This is a genomic window from Rhizobium indicum, assembly GCF_005862305.2.
Taxonomy (GTDB): Bacteria; Pseudomonadota; Alphaproteobacteria; order Rhizobiales; family Rhizobiaceae; genus Rhizobium; species Rhizobium indicum.
This window is the reverse complement of record NZ_CP054021.1, coordinates 369,027-389,623: the sequence shown is the minus strand read 5'-3', so window position 1 is coordinate 389,623 and position 20,597 is coordinate 369,027. Positions and strand designations below refer to the sequence as shown.

At 62.2% G+C, this 20,597-nt stretch carries 19 protein-coding genes; 18 read left to right on the top strand and 1 reads right to left on the bottom strand.

Annotated elements, in window-relative coordinates:
* Positions 1-51: 51 nt before the first annotated feature.
* The 12 genes from FFM53_RS01835 (at position 52) to FFM53_RS01780 (ending at position 12,795) form a co-directional block, all read left to right on the top strand.
* On the top strand, positions 52-2,574 hold the full coding sequence (locus FFM53_RS01835; protein ID WP_138389232.1) for a hypothetical protein: 2,523 nt from the start codon (positions 52-54) through the stop codon (positions 2,572-2,574).
* A gap of 65 nt (positions 2,575-2,639) precedes the next feature.
* Positions 2,640-3,899 carry an ABC transporter substrate-binding protein gene (locus FFM53_RS01830; protein WP_138389231.1) on the top strand — a complete coding sequence of 420 codons (1,260 nt, stop codon included), beginning with the start codon at positions 2,640-2,642 and terminating at the stop codon, positions 3,897-3,899.
* An 11-nt stretch (positions 3,900-3,910) separates the two neighbouring features.
* Positions 3,911-4,948 (top strand): carbohydrate ABC transporter permease, encoded by a 1,038-nt coding sequence (locus FFM53_RS01825; protein ID WP_138329511.1) that lies wholly within the window; start codon positions 3,911-3,913, stop codon positions 4,946-4,948.
* Positions 4,945-5,994 carry a carbohydrate ABC transporter permease gene (locus FFM53_RS01820; RefSeq protein ID WP_003539547.1) on the top strand — a complete coding sequence of 350 codons (1,050 nt, stop codon included), beginning with the start codon at positions 4,945-4,947 and terminating at the stop codon, positions 5,992-5,994. The genes FFM53_RS01825 and FFM53_RS01820 overlap by 4 nt, the downstream gene beginning before the upstream one ends.
* Before the next feature lie 31 nt (positions 5,995-6,025).
* Positions 6,026-7,105, top strand: a complete 1,080-nt coding sequence (locus FFM53_RS01815; RefSeq protein WP_138389230.1) for an ABC transporter ATP-binding protein — start codon at positions 6,026-6,028, stop codon at positions 7,103-7,105.
* A 310-nt stretch (positions 7,106-7,415) separates the two neighbouring features.
* Positions 7,416-7,625: a hypothetical protein gene (locus FFM53_RS01810; RefSeq protein ID WP_003539563.1), complete on the top strand. Its 210-nt coding sequence runs from the start codon at positions 7,416-7,418 to the stop codon at positions 7,623-7,625.
* A gap of 9 nt (positions 7,626-7,634) precedes the next feature.
* Entirely contained in the window at positions 7,635-8,009 is a 375-nt protein-coding gene (locus FFM53_RS01805) for a GFA family protein (protein ID WP_138389229.1), read from the top strand.
* A 161-nt stretch (positions 8,010-8,170) separates the two neighbouring features.
* Positions 8,171-9,460, top strand: a complete 1,290-nt coding sequence (locus tag FFM53_RS01800; protein WP_138389228.1) for an efflux RND transporter periplasmic adaptor subunit — start codon at positions 8,171-8,173, stop codon at positions 9,458-9,460.
* A gap of 12 nt (positions 9,461-9,472) precedes the next feature.
* Positions 9,473-10,189, top strand: coding sequence for an ABC transporter ATP-binding protein (locus FFM53_RS01795; RefSeq protein ID WP_003539566.1), 717 nt, complete (start codon positions 9,473-9,475; stop codon positions 10,187-10,189).
* Positions 10,179-11,381, top strand: a complete 1,203-nt coding sequence (locus tag FFM53_RS01790) for an ABC transporter permease (RefSeq protein ID WP_138389227.1) — start codon at positions 10,179-10,181, stop codon at positions 11,379-11,381. The genes FFM53_RS01795 and FFM53_RS01790 overlap by 11 nt, the downstream gene beginning before the upstream one ends.
* 76 nt (positions 11,382-11,457) lie before the next feature.
* A complete protein-coding gene (locus tag FFM53_RS01785) occupies positions 11,458-11,817 on the top strand; it encodes a VOC family protein (RefSeq protein ID WP_138330053.1) in 360 nt (119 codons plus the stop codon).
* Positions 11,818-12,180: 363 nt separating this feature from the next.
* Positions 12,181-12,795 carry a GntR family transcriptional regulator gene (locus FFM53_RS01780; protein ID WP_138389226.1) on the top strand — a complete coding sequence of 205 codons (615 nt, stop codon included), beginning with the start codon at positions 12,181-12,183 and terminating at the stop codon, positions 12,793-12,795.
* Between the two features lie 51 nt (positions 12,796-12,846).
* On the opposite strand, the gene FFM53_RS01775 is transcribed toward FFM53_RS01780, so the two are convergent.
* The gene (locus tag FFM53_RS01775) at positions 12,847-13,659 is read right to left on the bottom strand and encodes a ferredoxin--NADP reductase (protein ID WP_003539571.1); all 813 of its coding nucleotides are present in this window, start codon (positions 13,657-13,659) and stop codon (positions 12,847-12,849) included.
* Positions 13,660-14,007: 348 nt separating this feature from the next.
* On the opposite strand from FFM53_RS01775, the gene pcsA reads away from it, so the two are divergent.
* From pcsA to FFM53_RS01745, 6 genes are read left to right on the top strand one after another with little or no spacing between them, the layout of a single operon-like run.
* On the top strand, positions 14,008-14,736 hold the full coding sequence (gene pcsA, locus FFM53_RS01770) for a phosphatidylcholine synthase (protein WP_138389225.1): 729 nt from the start codon (positions 14,008-14,010) through the stop codon (positions 14,734-14,736).
* Between the two features lie 9 nt (positions 14,737-14,745).
* Positions 14,746-15,726 carry a quinone oxidoreductase family protein gene (locus tag FFM53_RS01765; RefSeq protein WP_138329506.1) on the top strand — a complete coding sequence of 327 codons (981 nt, stop codon included), beginning with the start codon at positions 14,746-14,748 and terminating at the stop codon, positions 15,724-15,726.
* Positions 15,727-15,765: 39 nt separating this feature from the next.
* Positions 15,766-17,334 (top strand): ABC transporter ATP-binding protein, encoded by a 1,569-nt coding sequence (locus tag FFM53_RS01760; protein WP_138389224.1) that lies wholly within the window; start codon positions 15,766-15,768, stop codon positions 17,332-17,334.
* A complete protein-coding gene (locus FFM53_RS01755) occupies positions 17,324-18,409 on the top strand; it encodes an ABC transporter permease (protein WP_138389223.1) in 1,086 nt (361 codons plus the stop codon). The genes FFM53_RS01760 and FFM53_RS01755 overlap by 11 nt, the downstream gene beginning before the upstream one ends.
* Positions 18,406-19,326, top strand: coding sequence for an ABC transporter permease (locus FFM53_RS01750; protein ID WP_138389222.1), 921 nt, complete (start codon positions 18,406-18,408; stop codon positions 19,324-19,326). The genes FFM53_RS01755 and FFM53_RS01750 overlap by 4 nt, the downstream gene beginning before the upstream one ends.
* 49 nt (positions 19,327-19,375) lie before the next feature.
* Positions 19,376-20,452, top strand: coding sequence for a BMP family ABC transporter substrate-binding protein (locus FFM53_RS01745; protein WP_138389221.1), 1,077 nt, complete (start codon positions 19,376-19,378; stop codon positions 20,450-20,452).
* Positions 20,453-20,597 lie beyond the last annotated feature (145 nt).

The following is a 20,597-nucleotide window of genomic DNA, read 5'->3' as shown; positions in this document are numbered from 1 at the left end:
AGCGGTTTTCGGACGACATCATGCTCTAGCTGTTCTGGGGCGGGCTGAAGCATGACCGCTGAGCAGCAATCCCATCTCCTCCGTGCAACGGCGAAGGATAGCCCGATCGTCTACTGGCAGCTCGCCAATCTGTGGCAGGAGCGCTATGACGTCGCCGACCGTCCGATGGAAGGCAGCATGGATCCGTTTTTCTTCGTCACCAAGACGAAGAATTTCATCCCGCATGAATATCCCTGCCGCACCGAATTCAAGAAGGCCTTTTCGGACAGGCGGCCGCAGCCGGCTGCCGAATTCGAGGCCGTTCGCTGGTGGCTTCCCTTTGCTTCCCCGCGTGTCGATCTCTCCGGCTTCTGGTTTCGCCCGACGCGCATCGGCTGCTGGGCGCGCACCTTCCTCGATGCCCGCTCAGTGGGGCGTGCGACGCTTCGCCTGTCGACCTGCGGCGGCGCGATCCTCTTCGTCAATGGCTGCGAGCAGGGCTTCATGGCGCCTTACCAGCGCAATCTCGAAGCCGAGCAGCTGTTCGAGGTCGAGCTGGCGGCCGGCCTCAACGAGATCCGCGTCTATTTCGACGATCTCGCCGAGCGCGACGCCCGTTTCTATTTCCAGCTGGATTATGTCGAAGGGCCTGAGGTCGAAACATCAGTTCCCGTTCCCATCGCCGCCGGCGATGCGGATGCGCTGGAGACGATCCTCGAAGGCATGCGCTTCGACCGCACCGCCTATCTCGGCGAAGATGTGACGATCCTTTTTCCCGCGCCGCTGCCGGTGGCGCTGAGCTGCCATGTCGAGATCGAAGGCGACTTCATGTCGATCGAGCGCTTCGATTATGATTTCGATCTGGAAGCCGGAGCAACCAAGCTGGAACTCGGCACCTCGGCGGATATGCCCGCCGATTTCCGCCATTTCCGCATCACCTTCAAAACAGGCTCGCTTTCGCTCGGTCGCACGCTCGGCGTCGAGATCTGTCATCCTGAGCGACAGGGGGAGGCACCCGCCACCCCTGAGGACCGCGTCGCCGAGGCGCTGGCCGAGGTCGCTGCCCATTCGGAGCCCGACACGGTCTGCGCTTTCGCGCGTCTTGCGCTGGGGCAGGGTGGCGAGGAAACCGAAGCGATGATCTCGGCCATGCTGCCGGTCATCGAGGATTGTCACGACTGCGCCGATTTCGTGCTGGTGCCGCTGCTCTTTGCCTATACGCGCTGGAGCGATCTGCTGTCGCCTGCGCTGCGCGAGAGGATCGAGCACGCTGTCCTCAATTACCGCTTCTGGATGGATGAGCCCGGCAACGACGTTCAGTGGTATTTTTCGGAAAACCACGCGCTTCTCTTCCATACCGCCGCCTATCTCGGCGGCAGGCTGTTCCCGGATGCCGTCTTCGTCCGTTCCGGCCGCACCGGCGCTGAGCAGATGCAGGTCGGCGAGCAGCGTGTCCGCGCCTGGCTCGATCATTTCGAGCGCTGGGAAATGGCCGAGTGGAATTCCGTCCCCTATTTCCCGATCGATCTCAAGGGGCTGACGGCGCTCGCCGCCTGCGCGCCGGATGAGACGATCCGCAACCGGGCGGCCGCCAGCATCGTCCGCCTGATGGAGATCGTCGCCCGCTCGGCCCATCACGGCATGCTGACCGGTAGCCAGGGCCGCTCCTACGAACATACGCTGCGCCCAGGCCGCTCGGTCGAACTCTCCGCCATCGCCCGGCTGCTCTGGGGCCGCGGCTGGTACGGCCGGCGCGTTCACGCTTTGCCGCAGCTTGCCGTCTGCATTCGCGATCATGGCCTGCGTTTTCCAGAAGCGCTTGCCGAAATTGCCGCGCACCAGTCCGACGACGCGCAGGAATGGACCTTTTCCCAGGGCGAGAACCGTTTCGCCGCCCTCTATCACTATAAGACCCGTGACACTGCACTCGGCACCATCGCCCATTATCGTCCCGGCGCCTGGGGCTACCAGGAGACAGTGCTGCACCTGCGTCTGGGCAGCCGGCCGGAAGCGCAGATCTGGATCAACCATCCCGGCGAAACCATCCAGTTCGGTTATGGCCGGCCGAGCTTCTGGGGCGGCTGCGGAACGCTGCCGCGCGTGCATCAGTATCGCGATCTGGCGATCCTCGATTTCGAGATCCATGAGGGCCAGCCGGATTTCACTCATGCCTGGTTCCCGCTCGAGGCCTTCGACGACACGGTGTTCGACGGCAATCTGGCGCTCGCCCGCTCCGGCAACGGTATTGCGATGGTGATCGGCAACGGAGCATTGGAGCCGGTAAAGCAAGGCCCGACGACGGATATCGAGCTGCGTCTGGCCGGCCGCAACGGCCGCTGGATCGTCCGTCTCTCCGATCTCGGGCGCGAGGGTAGCGTTGACGAAATGCAGGCGCGTTTCGCCACGCTTTCGGCCCGCCGCGACGACGAGGGCGCGTTGATCGTTATCGATCCGGATTATGGCCGGGTCGTCTTCGAAGAGGACGGCACCGTGCGTGCCGAAGGCCGTATTCTTCGCCCGACGGACTGGTCGGTGCGGGGAGACGCGGTACATCTGAAGATACCGGCCAGGCAGCCTCGGCGCGCGGCCTCGTAGACGACGTGTCCGGCAGGTGGAGGACCGGCCGGACGCAGGAATTGATCGGTCAAGTGGAGGAGAAAATGACCAGAATGAAATCGATCGGCGCGGCTTTTGCTGCAGTTCTCTTGAGTTCCGTTGCCGCCCATGCCGGTGACGTGCGCATCATGTGGTATTCCGACGGCGGCGAAGGCGAGGTGATCAAGGACCTGCTCTCGCGCTTCTCGAAGGCCAATCCAGACGTCAACGTCATCCTCGACGAGGTCTCCTACGACGTCGTCAAGGAACAGCTGCCGGTGCAGCTTGAAGCCGGGCAGGGGCCGGATATCGCCCGCCTCACCAATCTGAAGGCGCCGGCGCAGCACTGGCTCGATCTTCGGCCCTACCTCACCGATGCGAAATATTGGGAGGATAATTTCGGCGCCCAGGCCGACTGGATGCGTCCGGACGGCTCGAACGCCATCACCGGCTTCATGACGCAGCTGACGCTAACCGGCGGCTTCGTCAACAAGACGCTGTTCGAGCAGGCCGGCGTCGAGATCCCCGGCCCGAAAGCCACCTGGGACGACTGGGCGGCGGCCGCCAAGAAGGTTGCCGACAGCCAGAAGGTCTTCGCCATGGCGATCGACCGCTCCGGCCACCGTGTCTCCGGCCCGAACATCTCCTACGGCGCCAACTACATTGCCGCCGACGGCAAGCCGGCGCCGATCGATCAGGGCGCCAAGGACTTCCTCAGCCGCTTCGTCAAGTGGAACGAGGACGGCACCATCAACAAGGATGTCTGGGTCAGTGCTGCCGGCACCACCTACCGCTCCGCCGCCGAGGACTTCATCAATGGCGGCCTTGCCTATCTTTATTCGGGCAGCTGGCAGGTTTCGGGCTTCGCCCAGAAGATTGGCGACAATTTCGACTGGGTGATGGCGGGCAGTCCCTGCGGTTCGGCCGCATGCTCCGGCATGCAGGGCGGCGCCGGTCTGGTTGCCGTCAAATACACCAAGAACCCGAAGGACGTCGCCAAGGTGATGGATTACCTGGCAGGTGCCGACGTGCAGAAGGAATTTGCCGAACGCAGCCTGTTCATTCCCGCGCATAAGGGTGTTGCCGCCGGCCAGATGGACTTCAAGACCGACAATCCGCATGTGCAGGCGGCGCTGAAGGCCTTTGTCGAAGCGGCCGGCCAGACGGCGGCACCCGCCATGAAGCTGCCCGGCTGGAAGTGGTCGGATGCCTATTACAGCGCCATCGTTGCCCGCATCAGCCAGGTGATCGCCGGCGAAATGAAGCTCGACGACGCCTATGCCCGCATCGACGAGGATATCAAGGCCAAGGTCGCCGGCAACTGACGGAAGAACAGATGACGGCGAAGACGGTTTCTTCTGAACCACCGGCGAGAACCGGTCTGCGGCAGGCGCTCTTGGCGCCTGTCCGGCTTGCCATGGGGATCGTCGACATTCCCATGCGTGGCTGGCAGAAACTGACCGGGCTGAACGGCATGGCGGGCGTCTTCCTGGCGCCCAACATGCTGATCTTCACCGTCTTCGTGCTGCTGCCGCTGGTCATCAATTTCATCTATTCGACGACCAGCGGCAGCGCCATCTTCCTGCAGAACAGGACCTATGTCGGCGCCGACCAGTACCGCATCCTCTTCGATTGCCGCAGCTATCTCGATCCCTCGACCTGTGCTGCCGACACCTTCTGGGCGGCGGTGCGCAACACCGCCGTCTTCGTCGTCTTCCAGGTCACAGTGATGCTGATCGCAGCGCTCGCAACGGCGCTGATCCTCAACCGCGAGCTTTCCAATCGCGGCTTCTGGCGCGCCGTCTTCTTCTTCCCGGTGCTGCTGTCGCCCGTCGTCGTCGGCCTGATCTGGAAATGGATCCTGCAGCGCGAAGGCCTGTTGAACTATGCGCTGAGCCCCTTCGGCTTCGAGCCCTTCTCCTGGCTCAGCGATCGTTTCTGGGCCTTCTTCTTTGCCGTCTTCGTCTCGGTCTGGGCGCATATGGGCTTTTATGCGCTGATCCTGCTCGCCGGCCTGCAGGCAATCCCGCGCGATCTCTACGAGGCGGCGGCGATGGACAGCGCCCGTCCGATCCGCATCTTCCGACGCATCACCCTGCCGCTGCTGATGCCGAACCTCATCGTCGTGCTGGTCTTGGCGCTGATCCGCGCCGTGCAGATCTTCGACGAGGTCTTCGTTTTGACCGGCGGCGGCCCGGGCACCAGCACCATGTACATCACCCAATATATCTATGAGACCGGCTTTGCGAGTTCGCTGCGCAATCCGGGACTGGCGTCGGCCGCCTCGATCCTGATGGGTATCGTCCTCGTCATCCTGACGCTGGTCCAGCTCGGCGTCAGTAGCCGCAATGAGAAGAAGGGAGCACGCCAATGAGCGCTGTCTCTGCCTTTCTGCTCCGCCGCCGAGGACGAGGCTGGCACTGGACGGATGTGGTCACCTGGATCTGGCTGATCTCCGGCGTCTTCCTGATGTTCGGCCCGGCCGTCTGGCTGGTCTTCTCTTCCTTCAAGACGCCGGCGGCCCTTGCCGAGTTCCCGCCCTCCTTCCTGCCCTATGTCACCGAACAGGCAGTGGTGCCGGGCTACGACAAGCCGTTGCCGCTCTATAATGTCGCAATGCCGGATGGCAGCACACGTGTGCTCGCCGAAGTGCGCCGCATCGGCATCATCGGCCAGATGGTCGATCCGAAACAGCCCGGCGAAATCGTCAAAGCGAATATCAAGGACCGCACACCGGTGCGCCAGGTCGAATTCGCCGGCGGCAACTACACCGAACCGTTCCAGCGCTTCGATTTCTTCCTGTTCCTGCGCAACTCTGTCTTCGTCACCGTCGTGGCGACGGCCATTACGCTGCTCGTCAATTCCATGGCCGCCTTCGCGCTGTCGAAATACCAGTTTCCCGGCCGCACCGCCGTCATGCTGATGATCCTGGCGACGCTGATGGTGCCGCTTTCGGTCATCGTCGTGCCGCTCTATTCCGTCATCGGCACGCTGAACCTCTTCGACAGCCTCTGGGGCGTCATCCTGCCGACGGTCGCCACCCCGACGGGCGTCTTCCTGCTCAGGCAATACATGCTGACGATCCCCGACGAATTGCTCGACGCCGCGCGTATGGACAAGGCCAGCGAATGGCAGATCTACTGGCGCATCATCCTGCCGCTGTCGGCGCCGGCGCTGGCGGTGCTGGCGATCTTCTCGGTCGTCTGGCGCTGGAACGACTTCCTGTGGCCGCTGATCGTGCTGTCGCGCAAGGAACTCTATACGCTGCAGGTCGGCCTTAACGTCTATGCCGGCGAGCTCAATGTGCAATGGCATTATATCCTCGCCATGACGGTCGTCTCGATGATCCCGGTCGTGCTGATCTTCGTCTTCCTGCAGCGCTTCATTACGACGGGCATTGCCGGCTCGGGGCTCAAATAGGCCAATCTTAGTATAAGAAACAGGAGAGTGCATGAGCGGGCTCGAGCTCAGGAAAATCGTCAAGAATTTCGGCGCCGTCGAGGTCATTCGCGATGTCTCGCTTCATGTCAACGACGGCGAGTTCGTCGCTTTCGTCGGCCCTTCCGGTTGCGGAAAATCGACGCTGCTGCGCCTGATCGCCGGCCTCGATAAGCCCACAGGCGGCAGCATCGCCATCGACGGCAAGGATGTTACCGCTATCAGCGCCGCCGATCGCGGCCTGGCCATGGTCTTCCAGTCCTATGCGCTCTATCCGCATATGAGCGTCAGGGAAAACCTCGCCTTCGGTCTCGAGAACACCAAGGTGGCGAAAGCCGAAATCGAAGCGCGCATCACCGACGCCGCGCGCATGCTGGAGATCGAGCCTTTCCTGCAGCGCCGTCCGGGCCAGCTCTCCGGCGGCCAGCGCCAGCGCGTTGCGATCGGCCGCGCCATCGTGCGACGGCCGGATGCCTTCCTGCTAGACGAGCCGCTATCCAATCTCGACGCCGAACTCAGGGTCAGCATGCGCGCCGAACTGGCGGCCCTTCACGCTCGCCTGAAGGCGACGATGATCTATGTCACCCACGATCAGGTCGAGGCAATGACGCTGGCCGACCGCATCGTCGTGTTGAGAGGCGGCAGGATCGAGCAGGTGGGAACACCGCTGGAACTCTACAACAAGCCGGCCAACCGCTTTGTCGCCGGCTTCATCGGCGCGCCGCACATGAATTTTCTCGAAGGTGCGATTGTCGGTTACGAGGGCGGTTTCGCTGAGGTCGAAACCGTCGGCGGCCATCGTCTTTCCGTGATTGCCAAGGAGGCACGCGCGACGGGCGAAAGGGTCAGCATCGGCATCCGGCCGCAACACATCACGCTTGCCGATGCGGACTCAGCGGGCAGGCTGGACACCCGCGTCACCCTTGTCGAGGAACTGGGCTCGGAGACCGTCGTCCACGCCGACGCAGCCGGGAAGAAATTGATTGCGGTTTTTGCCGGCCAGCAGCGGATGAAATCGGGCGACAGCCTGCCGCTGCATCTCGACCCCGATGTGCTGCACCTCTTCGGCGAGGATGGTCGGCGCCTGTCTTAACGAATGTCGCGCAAAAGTGGGCAGCGGTTTTCCGTTCGAACAGAGCGGAGGAGGAAGCGTACCGGGCGGGTAGGGAGCTCGACTGCCATTGGCCACCGGGAGAAAGCGGAAAAATCCCGATGTTCTCCAGCACCGCCGCGTCCGCTTGGCGCGGCCCGCAACCTCGGTCCGAAGATGCGCATATCGGCGAAAAGGTTCCAGGAAAACAACCGCATTCCCGCATGCCGGAAGCCTTGATGCGGCGCGCCGGCTCTTTCCAAATCGACAGGTCGCACTAGCTTAAAGGGGACGTGACGAAAAGGAGAAAACCATGACCGACGCACCGAATACGGCGACCCCGGCGCGGAGAGTGTTGCGTGGCCGCCCCTATAGCATCGGCGAATTTGCCAGGAAATACCGGTTGGATGACAAGGAGGCAAAGCGCCTCTACGACAAGTTCGGCCCGTCGGCCACCGAACTCGACCTGTTGATGGCGGCAAAGCGGCGTCCGCCGGGCCTGCCGACCAATCTCGACGCCTGAAGGCGTTCTATGAGGATCCGAACCGGAAGCTGCCTTTGCGGGGCGGTGGCCTACAGGCTGGAGGGCGAGCCGTTGCGCACCGGCCTCTGCCACTGCGCCGATTGCCGCAAATCTAGCGGCTCCGCCTTCACCTTCTTCGCGGTCTGGCCGCGCCGGGCTTTTTCCCACAGCGGCGAGATCGCCACCTTCGCCGGCCGCAGCTTCTGCCCCGCCTGCGGCAGCAGGCTTTTCTGCCTTAGGGATGACGAGGCGGAAATCCGCCTGGGGTCCCTGGACACTCCGCCGACCGACCTTGCGCCTGGTTATGAAGTCTGGATCAAGCGGCGCGAGCCTTGGTTGCATTCGTTGCCCGGCGCGGACCAATATGCCGAGGATGCGGATTGACGGACGCTTTCGGCGCCTGAACCAACCTTTCCTTACCAAGATTTCATTTCACCCATCCGCAATTCCGTGCCAGTTCGGCGGCACGCTAATCGCCGGTTCATCTGCACTGTGATTATTTCACCACAGAGGCCGCAGGCGGCCACTGACGGATTGAGGACGACATGAACAAAATCGTAAGCGGCAGCGAGACCGGAGCAAAGACAGGCGCAGCGTCCGATCTCGCAGCGATCCTGGCCGCATCGGGACGGCAGGGCAAGCGTGGCCGCTGGCGCGGACGCCTGCTCATCCTGCTGATTCTCATCGTTGCCGCAGCAGTCGCCGCTTATTTCTACATGGGCCGTGGGCAAAGCGAATTGAGCTATGCCACCCAGCCGGTAAAACGCGGTGATTTGACGGTGCTCGTCACCACCACCGGCTCGGTACAGCCGACCGAGCAGGTGGATATATCGAGCGAGCTTTCCGGCACGGTCCGCGACGTCAATGTCGATTACAACAGCACGGTCAAATCAGGCGAAGTGCTTGCCCTGCTCGACACCAACAAGCTCGAGGCCGATGTGAAGAGCTCGCGCGCCAAGCTCAATTCGGCCAAGGCGAACGTCGTCAAAGCCAATGCCGATATGCAATCGGCAGGCACCTCTCTCGAGCGGCTGAAAAGCCTGGTCAGGAGCAACGTCTCCACCCAGCAGAGCCTCGATGACGCCAGCTACAAATATGATTCCGCCGTCGCCGCCAAACAGATCAATGAGGCCGAGGTCCTGGCCTCGGAGGCCGACCTGCAGCTTGCCGAAGTCAATCTCGCCAAGGCGAAGATCATATCGCCGATCGACGGCGTCATCCTCACCCGCTCCGTCAATCCGGGCGCCACGGTCGCAGCCTCGCTTTCGGCGCCGATCCTTTTCACCATCGCCGGCGACCTGAAGAAGATGGAGCTGCAGGTCGATGTCGACGAGGCCGATGTCGGCCAGATCGCCGTCGGCCAGAAGGCGAAGTTTACCGTCGACGCCTATCCCGACCAGACCTTTCCCGCCGAGATCGAGCAGATCCGCTTCGCCTCCGAAGTGGTCAACAATGTCGTGACCTATAAGGCGGTTCTATCCGTCGACAATGCCGATCTGCTGCTGCGCCCCGGCATGACGGCGACCGCCGACGTCACCGTCGAGGCCGTCAAGGATACGCTGATGGTGCCGAACGCTGCGCTGCGCTACGCCCCGGCGCAGGCGGAAAGGCGCGGCCGCGGCATTTTCGGCATCTTCGGCCCGCCGCGCCAGCGCAACAATGCCGGTCCGGCGCTGAAGGGCGCTGAGCGCCGCGTCTGGGTGCTGCGCAACGGCCGCCCGGCGCCTGTTGTCATCCAGGTCGGTTCATCCGACGGCCAGTTTACCCAGGTCGTCTCCGGCGACATCAAGGAAAACGACGCACTGGTGACCGACGCCACGACGCGTGCGAACTAGGCGGAGAGACGGATGGCAAGCCCGCCGCTCATCGAATTCAGACAGGTCTCGAAAATCTACGGCGAGGGCGAGGCGGCGATCCGCGCGCTCGACCACGTCGACCTTGCGATCAACGCCCATGAATTCGTCGCGATCATGGGGCCGTCTGGCTCCGGCAAATCGACGGCGATGAACATTCTCGGCTGCCTCGATGTGCCGAGTGCCGGCGACTACATCTTCGAAGGCATTCCGACCAGCGGCTTCGACCGCAGCCAACTGACGCTGCTGCGCCGCCACATGCTCGGCTTCGTCTTCCAGGGCTTCAACCTCCTGTCGCGCACCTCGGCCGTCGAAAATGTCGAACTGCCGCTGATCTATCGCGGCATGGCGGTGCGCGAGCGGCGCGAGCGGGCCCGCGAAGCGCTGGCGCTGGTCGGTCTCACCGGGCGCGAACATCACAAAACACAGGAACTGTCAGGCGGTCAGCAGCAGCGTGTCGCCATCGCCCGCGCCATCGTCACCGAGCCGGCGCTGCTGCTGGCCGACGAACCCACCGGCAATCTCGACACGAAGACCAGCGTCGAGATCATGGATCTGATGACGCGGCTGAACCGCGAGCAAGGCATCACCATCGTCATGGTCACCCACGAGCCCGATATCGCCGCCTATGCCCAGCGGCTGCTGCGTTTCGTCGACGGCAAGCTGGAGACCGAGGTCGAGCACCGGAGGAGGGCGGATCATGTTCTTTGAGACGCTGAAGCTGGCGCTGCGGGCCATCAGCCGCAACATGCTGCGCTCGTTCCTGACCGTGCTCGGCGTCGTCATTGGTGTTGCCGCCGTCATCGCGCTGGTGACGATCGGCAACGGCACCACCGCGCAGGTCTCGACCGAGTTGTCGCGGCTCGGCACCAACATGCTGTTCGTCCGTCCCGGCCAGTTCGGCCCCGGCCGGGCGAGCTCCGAGGCCAAGCGCTTCAGCGTCAAGGACGTCGCGGCCATCCGCGACCAGATCGGCGGCCTCAGGGCCGTGGCGCCGCTCAACCAGTCGACGGCGACCGTGATTTTCGGCGGCCAGAACCATTCGACCAGCGTCTCCGGCACCACCAACGACTATTTCATCGCACAGGACTGGAACCTGGCGCTGGGCCGCAATTTCCTCCCCGCCGAGGAACGCGGCCAGGCGCGCTGCATCATCGGCGAAACGGTGCGCTCGGAGCTCTTCGGCAGCGCCGACCCCACCGGCCAGCAGATCCGCGTCGGCAAGGTCTCATGCCCCGTCATCGGCGTGCTTGCCAAGCGCGGCCAGTCCGGCATGGGCAATGACCAGGACGATGTCGTCATCATGCCGGTCAAGGTGTTCCAGCGGCGCATCAGCGGCAGCAGCAACGTGCCGCAGATCATCATCTCGGCGCGCGACGGCGTCTCCACGGCCAAGGTGCAGTCCGATGTCGAAAATCTCCTGCGCGAGCGCCGCAAGATCGTGCCCGGCCGCCAGGACGATTTCAATGTCAACGATATGACCCAGATCGCCGAGGCGATGACCGGCACGACGACGCTGCTGACCGGCCTGCTCGGCGCCGTTGCCGCGATCAGCCTGCTCGTCGGCGGCATCGGCATCATGAACATCATGCTGGTCTCCGTTACCGAGCGAACCCGCGAGATCGGCATCCGGCTGGCGATCGGCGCGCTCGAAAGCCAGGTTCTTACCCAGTTCCTGGTCGAGGCGGTGGCGCTGTCGCTGTTCGGCGGCATCACCGGCATCGTGCTCGGCCTGAGCCTCGGCTTCGGCGCCGTGACGCTCCTGAAGGTGCCCTTCGTCTTCAGTCCGCTCATGGTCGCCGTCGCCTTCCTCTTCTCTGCCGCGATCGGCATGATCTTCGGCTATTTCCCAGCGAGAAGGGCAGCGCAACTCAATCCCATCGAGGCGCTGCGGCACGAATAATGCGCCGTGGCAAAACGCATGATGTCTCTCTACTGTTGTCAATCGAACGCAACCGCTATCGGAGGCCAAGCACATCATGCCGCTCAATAGGCTGGTGATCTATGCTGGGAATGTCGAGGAAACGGCGCGCTTTTATGAGAGGCACTTCGGTTTCAAGGCGACCAGCCTGCCGGGCGACAGGATCATTGAACTCATCGCTCAGGACGGCGGTGCGAATATCATGCTGCACCAGGCCGCCAAGGGGCAGCGGAGCGGCCAATCCACGGTCAAGCTGGTCTTCGACGTGGAGGATGTCGAGGCCTTTTGCAGTCGATGCGCGGAGAATGGCCTGGAGTTCGGTGCCATCCATAAGGCCGATGGCTATCAGTTCGCCAATGCAAAAGACCCATGTCAAAATTCGATCTCGGTTTCCAGCCGGGCGTTTCGCAAGGGGTGATCGAGGGAAGGTGCCGGCCTGAGGAAACAGCCGACGCGGTTTGCCCTCTATAGGCGAGGGCGAGGTTGGCGAGAAAGCCAACCGCTCTCCGTCCTCCTCGGCCTTGAGCCGAGGATCCATGCCGCCGCTGCTGATGGATGCGTAGTGGATGCTCGGCTCAAGCCCGAGCACGACGGAGAGTGGGGTGGTCGGCAGGAGCCATTCACGGAGTAGATGCCCGCGCCTGCAATGCCATTCGCCGATTGTCAGCAGGCTCGCGAATGTTATCTATCTGTCTCTATTCTGATATTTCAATGCCGACTTGCCTTCGGTTTTTGACCATGTCACTATGTGATATATCAGACTTGGCGACGGAGCTCCTTATTGCAGACTTCTCAGAGCCATCTTGCCTATCTGGCGCTGGAGCATCTGATCGTGACGCTGGCGTTGAAGCCAGGCGCGCTTGTCACTGAAAAGCAGCTGATCGATATGGCGGGCCACGGGCGTACGCCGGTGCGGGAGGCGATCCAGAAGCTCGCCTGGCAGGGGCTGATCCTGGTGAAGCCGCGCGTCGGGCTGCAGGTCACCGAGATCGCGCCTGCGGATCATGGCAATGTCATGCAGGTGCGCCGCGAGTTGGAGCCGATCGCAGCAGGCCTCGTTGCCGAACATGCGAGCGACGAACAGCGCGCGCGCCTCATCGATTGCGCCCGCGCGATGGAGGAATGTGCCGTCACCGGCGATCTCGCCGGCTTCTTCGCCGCCGACAAGGCCTTCGATGAAATCCTTGAAGATGCCTGCCCGAACGGCTTCATCACGGCAGCACTCGGCCCGGTGCAGACACATTCACGTCGCCTCTGGTACTCCAAGGCAAGCCCGGAGCGCATGGATCGCGCTATCTCGCTGCACGTCGCCGTCATCCGCGCCATCCATGAGGGCAGGCCGGATGAAGCGCGCGCCACCATGGCGACGCTGATCAACTATCTCAGCCAGGAATAGAAACGGCCCCGTTTCCGGAGCCGCTGTCAGATCTGATTGTCGAGAAAAACCTCAGCCGACGAAAGCGCGCTCGATGACGAATTCGGCGGGCTTGCTGTTGGCGCCTTCATCGAGGCCGGCCTTCTCGAGCAGTTCCTTGGTATCCTTCAGCATGGCCGAGGAACCGCAGATCATGCCGCGGTCGATCACGGGGTCGAGCGGCGGCACACCGAGATCGGTAAACAGCTTGCCGGAAGAGATCAGGTCGGTGATACGGCCGCGATATTCGAAGTCCTCGCGGGTGACTGTCGGATAGTGGCGCAGCTTGTCGCCGACGACTTCCTTCAGCAACTCGTCGTTCTGGATTTCGTGCACGAGGTCGAAGCCGTATTTCAGCTCGGCGACATCGCGTGTCGTATGGGTGAGGATGACTTCCTCGAACTTCTCATAGGTCTCGGGATCACGGATCAGGCTGGCGAAAGGCGCAATGCCCGTTCCCGTCGAGAACATGTAGAGACGACGGCCGGGCGTCAGCGCATCGAGCACCAGCGTGCCCGTCGGCTTCTTGCGCATCAGCACCTGGTCGCCCGGCTTGATCGCCTGCAAATGGGAGGTGAGTGGGCCGTCTGGCACCTTGATCGAGAAGAATTCAAGCTCTTCGGCCCAGGCGGGGCTGGCGATCGAATAGGCGCGGAACACCGGCTTGCCCTCGACCATCAGGCCGATCATCGCGAATTCGCCGGAACGGAAACGGAAGCCCTGCGGCCGGGTCATCGTGAAGCGGAAGAGCCGGTCGGTATAGTGCGTGACATCGAGCACCGTCTCGGCATAGACGCCGGCGGGGATGGACAAGGCGAAGTCTTCGGTCTTTGCAGGCGCGTTCATTTCGGTAGCGGATCCCGTTTTCGTCGGATGAACTGTCGGATGCGAGCGAGATATTACATATCGGGCCGGAATTAAAGGCATTCCATTCCACGCGACGCTTCTAAAGGGAAATATGCATGTCATTGTCAGGATTCAATGGCTGGCGGGGAATGTCGTATTTCCCGCTGGCGAAGCCCGGCAAAGGATGCATATTAGAGCAGCACGCCGGAAACGGATGCCGATTTTCGGCAAAAACGGTGCGACAACAAAGACCTACGGCGTCGAACCCGATTCAGCAACAGGGTTCGGCGATGGTGGCGAAAAAAAAGATGCTTGCCGGGGCGAGCGCGATAGGGCGGTCGGGGGAATATGAAGATTTTCAACTACAAGCGTGTTCCTTACGCGGAGATGCGCGCCTTTTCCGTCCATATCCTGACGGCATCCGGCTCCTTCCTTGCCTTTCTCGGTGTCGTTGCCGCCGCCGAGCACCGCTTCATCGACATGTTCTGGTGGCTGGGACTTGCGCTTCTCGTCGACGGCATAGACGGGCCGATTGCCCGCAAGGTGCGCGTCAAGGAAGTGCTGCCGAACTGGTCGGGCGATACGCTCGACAATATCATCGATTACGTCACCTATGTGCTTCTGCCGGCCTTCGCGCTTTATCAGAGCGGCATGATCGGCGAGCCCTGGTCCTTCGTCGCCGCCGGCATGATCGTCGTCTCCAGCGCCATCTACTATGCCGATATGGGCATGAAGACGGATGAGTATTTCTTCTCCGGCTTCCCCGTCGTCTGGAACATGATCGTCTTCACGCTGTTCGTCATCGATGCCAGCGCCACGACGGCGCTCACCGTTGTTATCGTTTCGGTGGTGCTGACCTTTCTGCCGATCAATTTCCTCCACCCGGTTCGGGTCAAAAGGCTGCGCCCGTTCAACCTCGGCGTCTTTTTCCTATGGTCGGCGCTCGGCATTTTTTCGCTGCTGATGCATTTCGACACGCCCGAATGGGCGCTCATTCTCTTCATCGTGACCGGCGCCTATCTTTACGTCATCGGCGCGGTGCTGCAATTCTTCCCCGCCCTTGGACGCGAAGCTTAGGATAGGCAGATGACCAAAACGCAGGCGGTTTCATTCTCGAGGACGGGCGGGCCGGAGGTTTTCGACTATGTCGAGATCGATCTTCCCTCACCCTCGGCGGGCGAAGTGCAGATCAGGCAGGCGGCGGTCGGGCTTAATTTCATCGATGTCTATTTCCGCAACGGCACCTACAAGACGCCGCATCTGCCCTTCGTCACCGGCAAGGAGGGCGCCGGCACCGTGACATCGGTCGGCCCCGGCGTCGAGGGTTTCAAGGTCGGCGACCGTGTCGCCTACGCCAGTGCCGACGGCGCCTATAGCGCCGAGCGCAATGTCGAGACGCGGCATCTGGTGCATGTGCCCGAGGGAATCGAGCTCGAAACGGCAGCGGCGATGATGCTGAAGGGCATGACTGCCGAATATCTCTTGAACCGCACCTTCAAGGTCGGCCCGCAGACGGTCCTGCTGTTCCACGCCGCTGCCGGCGGCGTCGGCTTGATCGCTGGCCAATGGGCAAAGGCGCTCGGCGCCACCGTTATCGGGACGGCGGGGTCGCAAGACAAGATCGAGCTGGCGCTCACCCATGGCTACGACCATGTGATCAACTACAAGAGTGACAGCTTCGTCGACCGTGTCCGCGACATCACCGGCGGCAAGGGCGTGGATGTTGTCTACGATTCGATCGGCCGGGATACTTTTCCACAGTCGCTCGATTGTCTGAAACCGCGTGGCCTTTTTGCCTCCTTCGGCCAATCCTCCGGTCCGATCGAGAATTTCACCCTTGCAATGCTGGCGCAGAGGGGCTCGCTCTTTGCGACGCGGCCGACGCTCTTCACCTATATCGCCGCGCGCCAGGAACTGATCGACAGTGCGAAAGCGCTATTTGATATTGTGCAAAGCAACAAAGTGCGTATCAATATCAATCAAACCTATCCGTTGCGTGAGGTTGGGCAGGCTCACGCAGATCTGGAAACAAGAAAAACAACAGGAACGACGCTGCTGATTCCATGAGATCCGAACGGACCGGTTGGCAGAAGAAATGAGGGGAACGTGTCGCCATTGAATGTGCCGGATTCCGGCGCGTTATTATCGGTCCAGAAGCTGACGAAGTTCTTCGGTGGCTTTGCAGCCTGCAATGAAATCGATCTCGATATCGCGCCGGGCGAAATTCATGCGCTTCTCGGCGAAAATGGCGCAGGCAAATCCACCCTGGTGAAGATGCTGTTCGGCGTTCTCGAGCCGACGGGCGGGCATATCCTCTGGCAAGGCCAGCCGGTTGCGATCACCTCGCCGGGCGAAGCCCGCAAGCTCGGCATCGGCATGGTCTTCCAGCATTTTTCGCTGTTCGAGGCGCTGACGGTTGCCGAAAACATTGCCCTGTCGCTCGATCACGCCATCCCGATCGACAAAATCGCCGAGGAGGCGAGGGCGCTGTCGGTCGCCTACGGCCTGCCGCTCGATCCGCATGCCCATGTTGCCGATCTCTCAGTCGGCGAGCGCCAGCGCATCGAGATCGTCCGCGCGCTGCTGCAGAACCCGAAGCTGATCATCCTCGACGAGCCGACCTCTGTGCTGACCCCGCAGGAGGCGGACAGGCTGTTCGAGACGCTGTTCAAGCTCCGCGCCGAAGGGCGCTCGGTTCTCTATATCAGCCACCGCCTGGAAGAGGTGCAGCGTATCTGCGATCGCGCCACCGTCTTGCGCCATGGTCGCGTGACCGGCGCCTGCGATCCGAAACAGGAAACGCCGGCCTCGCTCGCCCGCATGATGGTCGGCAGTGAAGTGGCTGTTGTCACGCATCCGGAGCGTAGTGACAGAGGCGAGGTGCAGCTTGCCGTCGCCAGTCTTTCCGTCGCCGCGCGCACCCCTTTTGCCATGCCGCTGCGCGATGTGTCGATGGCGGTGCGCTCCGGCGAGATCCTCGCCATTGCCGGTGTCGCGGGCAACGGCCAGAGCGAGCTCTTCGATGCTCTCTCCGGCGAATATCCGGTCGCCGCGGCCGAGGCGATCGTCATCCGCAAAAAGCCGGTCGGCAACCAGGGTATTACCGCCCGCCGTCTTCTCGGCGCCGGCTTCGTGCCGGAGGAGCGCCATGGCCATGCCGCCGTCTCCGCCATGAAACTGTCGGACAATCTCGTCCTTGCCCGCAATCAATCGGATCGCAAGGCGTTTCTGGGCCTGCTCGGCATCATCCGCCACGCGGCAGTGAAATCCGCCGCAAGGCGCATTTCCGAGGCCATGGATGTCCGCAAGAGCGGCGATGACCCGGCCGCTGGCTCGCTGTCGGGCGGCAACTTGCAGAAATTTATCGTCGGCCGCGAGCTCGACCGCCAGCCGGCGGTGCTCGTCGTCAACCAGCCGACCTGGGGCGTCGATGCCGGGGCGGCGAGCCGCATCCGCCAGGCGCTCGTTGATCTCGCAAGAAGCGGTTCGGCCGTCGTCGTCATCAGCCAGGATCTCGACGAGATCTTCGAAGTGGCTACCGATATTGCCGTCATCTGCGAAGGCCGTCTTTCCCGCCCGTTTCCGGCGGGCGAACTGACGCGGGAAAGGATCGGCTTGCTGATGGGCGGACTGCACGAGAGCAGCTCCGCCCCGGAGGCGCCCCATGCGCATTGAACTTGAAAAACGGCCCGACGTCTCGAAGCTTTTCGCCTTCGTCTCGCCGCTGCTTGCCCTTGTCCTGACGCTGGTATTCGGCGCCATCATGTTCGCCATGCTCGGCAAGGATCCGGTCGAAGCACTCGACGCCTTCTTCATCGAGCCGCTGCTCGAGGTCTGGTCGCTGCACGAACTGGCAATCAAGGCCGCGCCGCTGATCCTGATCGCCGTCGGCTTGGCCGTCTGTTACCGGTCGAACAACTGGAATATCGGCGCCGAAGGCCAGTTCACCATCGGCGCCATCACCGGCTCCTATCTGCCGATCATCTTCTACGACTGGCATTCGCCGCTGGTGCTGCCGCTGATGCTGATATTGGGCGCGCTCGGCGGTGCGCTCTTCGCCGCCATTCCGGCACTGTTGAAAGCGCATTTCAACACCAATGAGATCCTGACATCGCTGATGCTGGTCTATATCGCCCAGCTCTTCCTCGACTGGCTGATTCGTGGCGCCTGGCGCGATCCGCAGGGCTTCAACTTTCCAGTCTCGCGTGATTTCGCGCCGGAAGCGGTGCTGCCGGCGATCTGGGAAGAGTCGGGCCGCGCCCATTGGGCCTTCATCTTCGCCATCATTGCGGCGGTCGGCGCCTGGTTCATGCTGCGCTATACGTTGAAAGGCTTCGAGATCGTCGTACTCGGCCAATCGGAGCGGGCAGGGCGCTTTGCCGGCTTCTCGTCGAAGAAGATGATCTGGTTCAGCTTTCTCTTCTCGGGCGCTCTTGCCGGCCTTGCTGGCATCAGCGAGGTTTCCGGCTCGATCGGCCACCTGCAGCCGGCGATCTCGCCGGGCTACGGCTTCACCGCCATCATCGTCGCCTTCCTCGGCCGCCTCAATCCGCTCGGCATCATCGCATCGGGCCTGGTGCTGGCGCTGACTTATCTCGGCGGCGAGGCAGCTCAGCTTTCGCTCGGCGTTTCCGACAAGGTCACCCGCGTCTTCCAGGGGCTGCTGCTCTTCTTCGTGCTCTCCTGCGATACGCTGATCTATTACAAAATCCGCCTGGTCTGGTCGCGGGTAAGGGGCGGGGCGGCATGAGCATCTTCGAAGCGATTCTGCTGACCGTCATCACCGCCTCCACACCGCTCGTCATCGCCGCACTTGGCGAACTCGTGACCGAGCGCTCCGGCGTTCTCAATCTCGGTGTCGAGGGCATGATGATCATGGGCGCGGTCGGTGCCTTTGCCACGGCACAGCTCACCGGCTCGGCCTATATCGGCATTGTCGGCGGCGTCGTCAGCGGCGCGCTGTTTTCGCTGCTCTTCGCCTTCCTGACGTTGACGCTCGTCGCCAATCAGGTGGCGACAGGCCTTGCGCTGACGATCCTTGGCCTCGGCGCCTCCGGCATGCTCGGCGAGGCTTTCGTCGGCGCGCCCGGCGTCCGTTTGCTGCCAATCGAAATCCCGGTGCTTTCGGCCATTCCCTATGTTGGAACGGTCCTCTTCAAGCAGGATCTGATCTTCTACCTGTCGATCCTGCTTGTTATCGCCGTCAACTGGTTCCTCTTCAAGAGTCGCACCGGCCTGAAGATCCGCGCCATTGGCGATAATCACGCCTCGGCGCATGCGCTCGGTATCGACGTCATCCGCATGCGCTACCTCGCCGTAATGTTCGGCGGCGCCTGCGCCGGCCTTGCCGGCGCGCAGCTGTCGCTGATCTATACGCCGCAATGGACAGAGAACATGTCCGGCGGGCGCGGCTGGATCGCGCTGGCGCTCGTCGTCTTCTCCTCCTGGCGGCCTTGGCGCCTGCTGGCCGGCGGTTATCTCTTTGGGGCGGTAACGATCCTGCAACTGCACGCGCAGGCCTTCGGCATCGGCGTTCCCTCGCAGTTCCTCTCGATGCTGCCCTATGCGGCGACAGTTGTGGTCCTCATCATCATCTCGCATAATCGGCGCACGACGTTGATCAATACGCCGGCCTCGCTCGGCAAAGCTTTCGTGCCGGACCGGTGAACAACAACAAACAGACGGGTTTCGAAACTTCCAACCAACAGGGATCAATATGAGAAAACTTGCACTTGCTCTCGCAGCGACAGCTGCTCTCGTCCTGAGCATCGGTTCGGCCGCCGAGGCGGCTGACAAGACCAAGGTCTGCTTCGTTTATGTCGGCACCCGCACCGACGGCGGCTGGACGCAGGCCCATGAGAACGGCCGCCTCCAGGTCGAGAAGGAATTCGGCGACAAGATCGAGACGCCCTACCTCGAAAGCGTCCCGGAAGGCCCGGATGCCGAACGCGCCATCGAGCGCATGGCCCGCTCCGGTTGCTCGCTGATTTTCACCACGTCCTTCGGTTTCATGGACCCGACTATTGCCGTCGCCAAGAAGTTCCCGAAAGTGAAGTTCGAGCATGCGACAGGCTTCAAGGCCGCCGACAATGTAGCGACCTACAATTCCCGCTTCTATGAAGGCCGCTACATCAGTGGCATTATCGCCGGCAAGCTCTCGAAAACCGGCACGGCCGGCTATATCGCCTCCTTCCCGATTCCCGAAGTGGTGATGGGCATCAATGCCTTCGAAACTGGCGCCAAGTCGGTCAATCCGAACTTCAAGATGAAGGTTATCTGGGTCAACACCTGGTTCGACCCGGGCAAGGAAGCTGATGCCGCCAAGGCGCTGATCGACCAGGGCGTCGATATCCTCACCCAGCACACCGACACGACGGCTCCAATGCAGGTCGCCGAGCAGCGCGGCGTCAAGGCCTTCGGCCAGGCTTCCGACATGATCAAGGCTGGTCCGAACGTCCAGCTGACCGCGATCATCGACACCTGGGGCAATTATTACGTCAAGCGCGTCAAGGCGCTTCTCGACGGCACCTGGAAGTCAGAGCAGAGCTGGGATGGCCTCAAGGACGGCATCCTGACGATGGCGCCCTATACCAACATGCCCGACGACGTGAAGAAGATGGCCGAGGAAACCGAAGCCAAGATCAAATCAGGCGAACTGCACCCCTTCACCGGCCCGATCAACAAGCAGGACGGCACGCCCTGGTTGAAGGCCGGCGAAAAGGCCGATGACGGCACGCTGCTTGGCATGAACTTCTATGTCGAAGGTGTGGACGACAAGCTGCCGGGTAAATAATCCCGCAAGCCATCTCGCGGATGCGAAGAGCGCCCTTTTGGGCGCTCTTTTTTTGCTGCAATGCATCCCAAGATTCCGATTTACAAAAGTAATACTATATGATTTTTTGACCCTGCGCCGCGAGATGCGGCATTGGGAGGAAATC

Coding starts and splice junctions, on each gene's coding strand:
- FFM53_RS01835 (WP_138389232.1), top strand. CDS start 52: ATGACCGCTGAGCAGCAATCCCATCTCCTCCGTGCAACGGCGAAGGAT.
- FFM53_RS01830 (WP_138389231.1), top strand. CDS start 2,640: ATGACCAGAATGAAATCGATCGGCGCGGCTTTTGCTGCAGTTCTCTTG.
- FFM53_RS01825 (WP_138329511.1), top strand. CDS start 3,911: ATGACGGCGAAGACGGTTTCTTCTGAACCACCGGCGAGAACCGGTCTG.
- FFM53_RS01820 (WP_003539547.1), top strand. CDS start 4,945: ATGAGCGCTGTCTCTGCCTTTCTGCTCCGCCGCCGAGGACGAGGCTGG.
- FFM53_RS01815 (WP_138389230.1), top strand. CDS start 6,026: ATGAGCGGGCTCGAGCTCAGGAAAATCGTCAAGAATTTCGGCGCCGTC.
- FFM53_RS01810 (WP_003539563.1), top strand. CDS start 7,416: ATGACCGACGCACCGAATACGGCGACCCCGGCGCGGAGAGTGTTGCGT.
- FFM53_RS01805 (WP_138389229.1), top strand. CDS start 7,635: ATGAGGATCCGAACCGGAAGCTGCCTTTGCGGGGCGGTGGCCTACAGG.
- FFM53_RS01800 (WP_138389228.1), top strand. CDS start 8,171: ATGAACAAAATCGTAAGCGGCAGCGAGACCGGAGCAAAGACAGGCGCA.
- FFM53_RS01795 (WP_003539566.1), top strand. CDS start 9,473: ATGGCAAGCCCGCCGCTCATCGAATTCAGACAGGTCTCGAAAATCTAC.
- FFM53_RS01790 (WP_138389227.1), top strand. CDS start 10,179: ATGTTCTTTGAGACGCTGAAGCTGGCGCTGCGGGCCATCAGCCGCAAC.
- FFM53_RS01785 (WP_138330053.1), top strand. CDS start 11,458: ATGCCGCTCAATAGGCTGGTGATCTATGCTGGGAATGTCGAGGAAACG.
- FFM53_RS01775 (WP_003539571.1), bottom strand. CDS start 13,659: ATGAACGCGCCTGCAAAGACCGAAGACTTCGCCTTGTCCATCCCCGCC.
- pcsA (WP_138389225.1), top strand. CDS start 14,008: ATGAAGATTTTCAACTACAAGCGTGTTCCTTACGCGGAGATGCGCGCC.
- FFM53_RS01765 (WP_138329506.1), top strand. CDS start 14,746: ATGACCAAAACGCAGGCGGTTTCATTCTCGAGGACGGGCGGGCCGGAG.
- FFM53_RS01755 (WP_138389223.1), top strand. CDS start 17,324: ATGCGCATTGAACTTGAAAAACGGCCCGACGTCTCGAAGCTTTTCGCC.
- FFM53_RS01750 (WP_138389222.1), top strand. CDS start 18,406: ATGAGCATCTTCGAAGCGATTCTGCTGACCGTCATCACCGCCTCCACA.
- FFM53_RS01745 (WP_138389221.1), top strand. CDS start 19,376: ATGAGAAAACTTGCACTTGCTCTCGCAGCGACAGCTGCTCTCGTCCTG.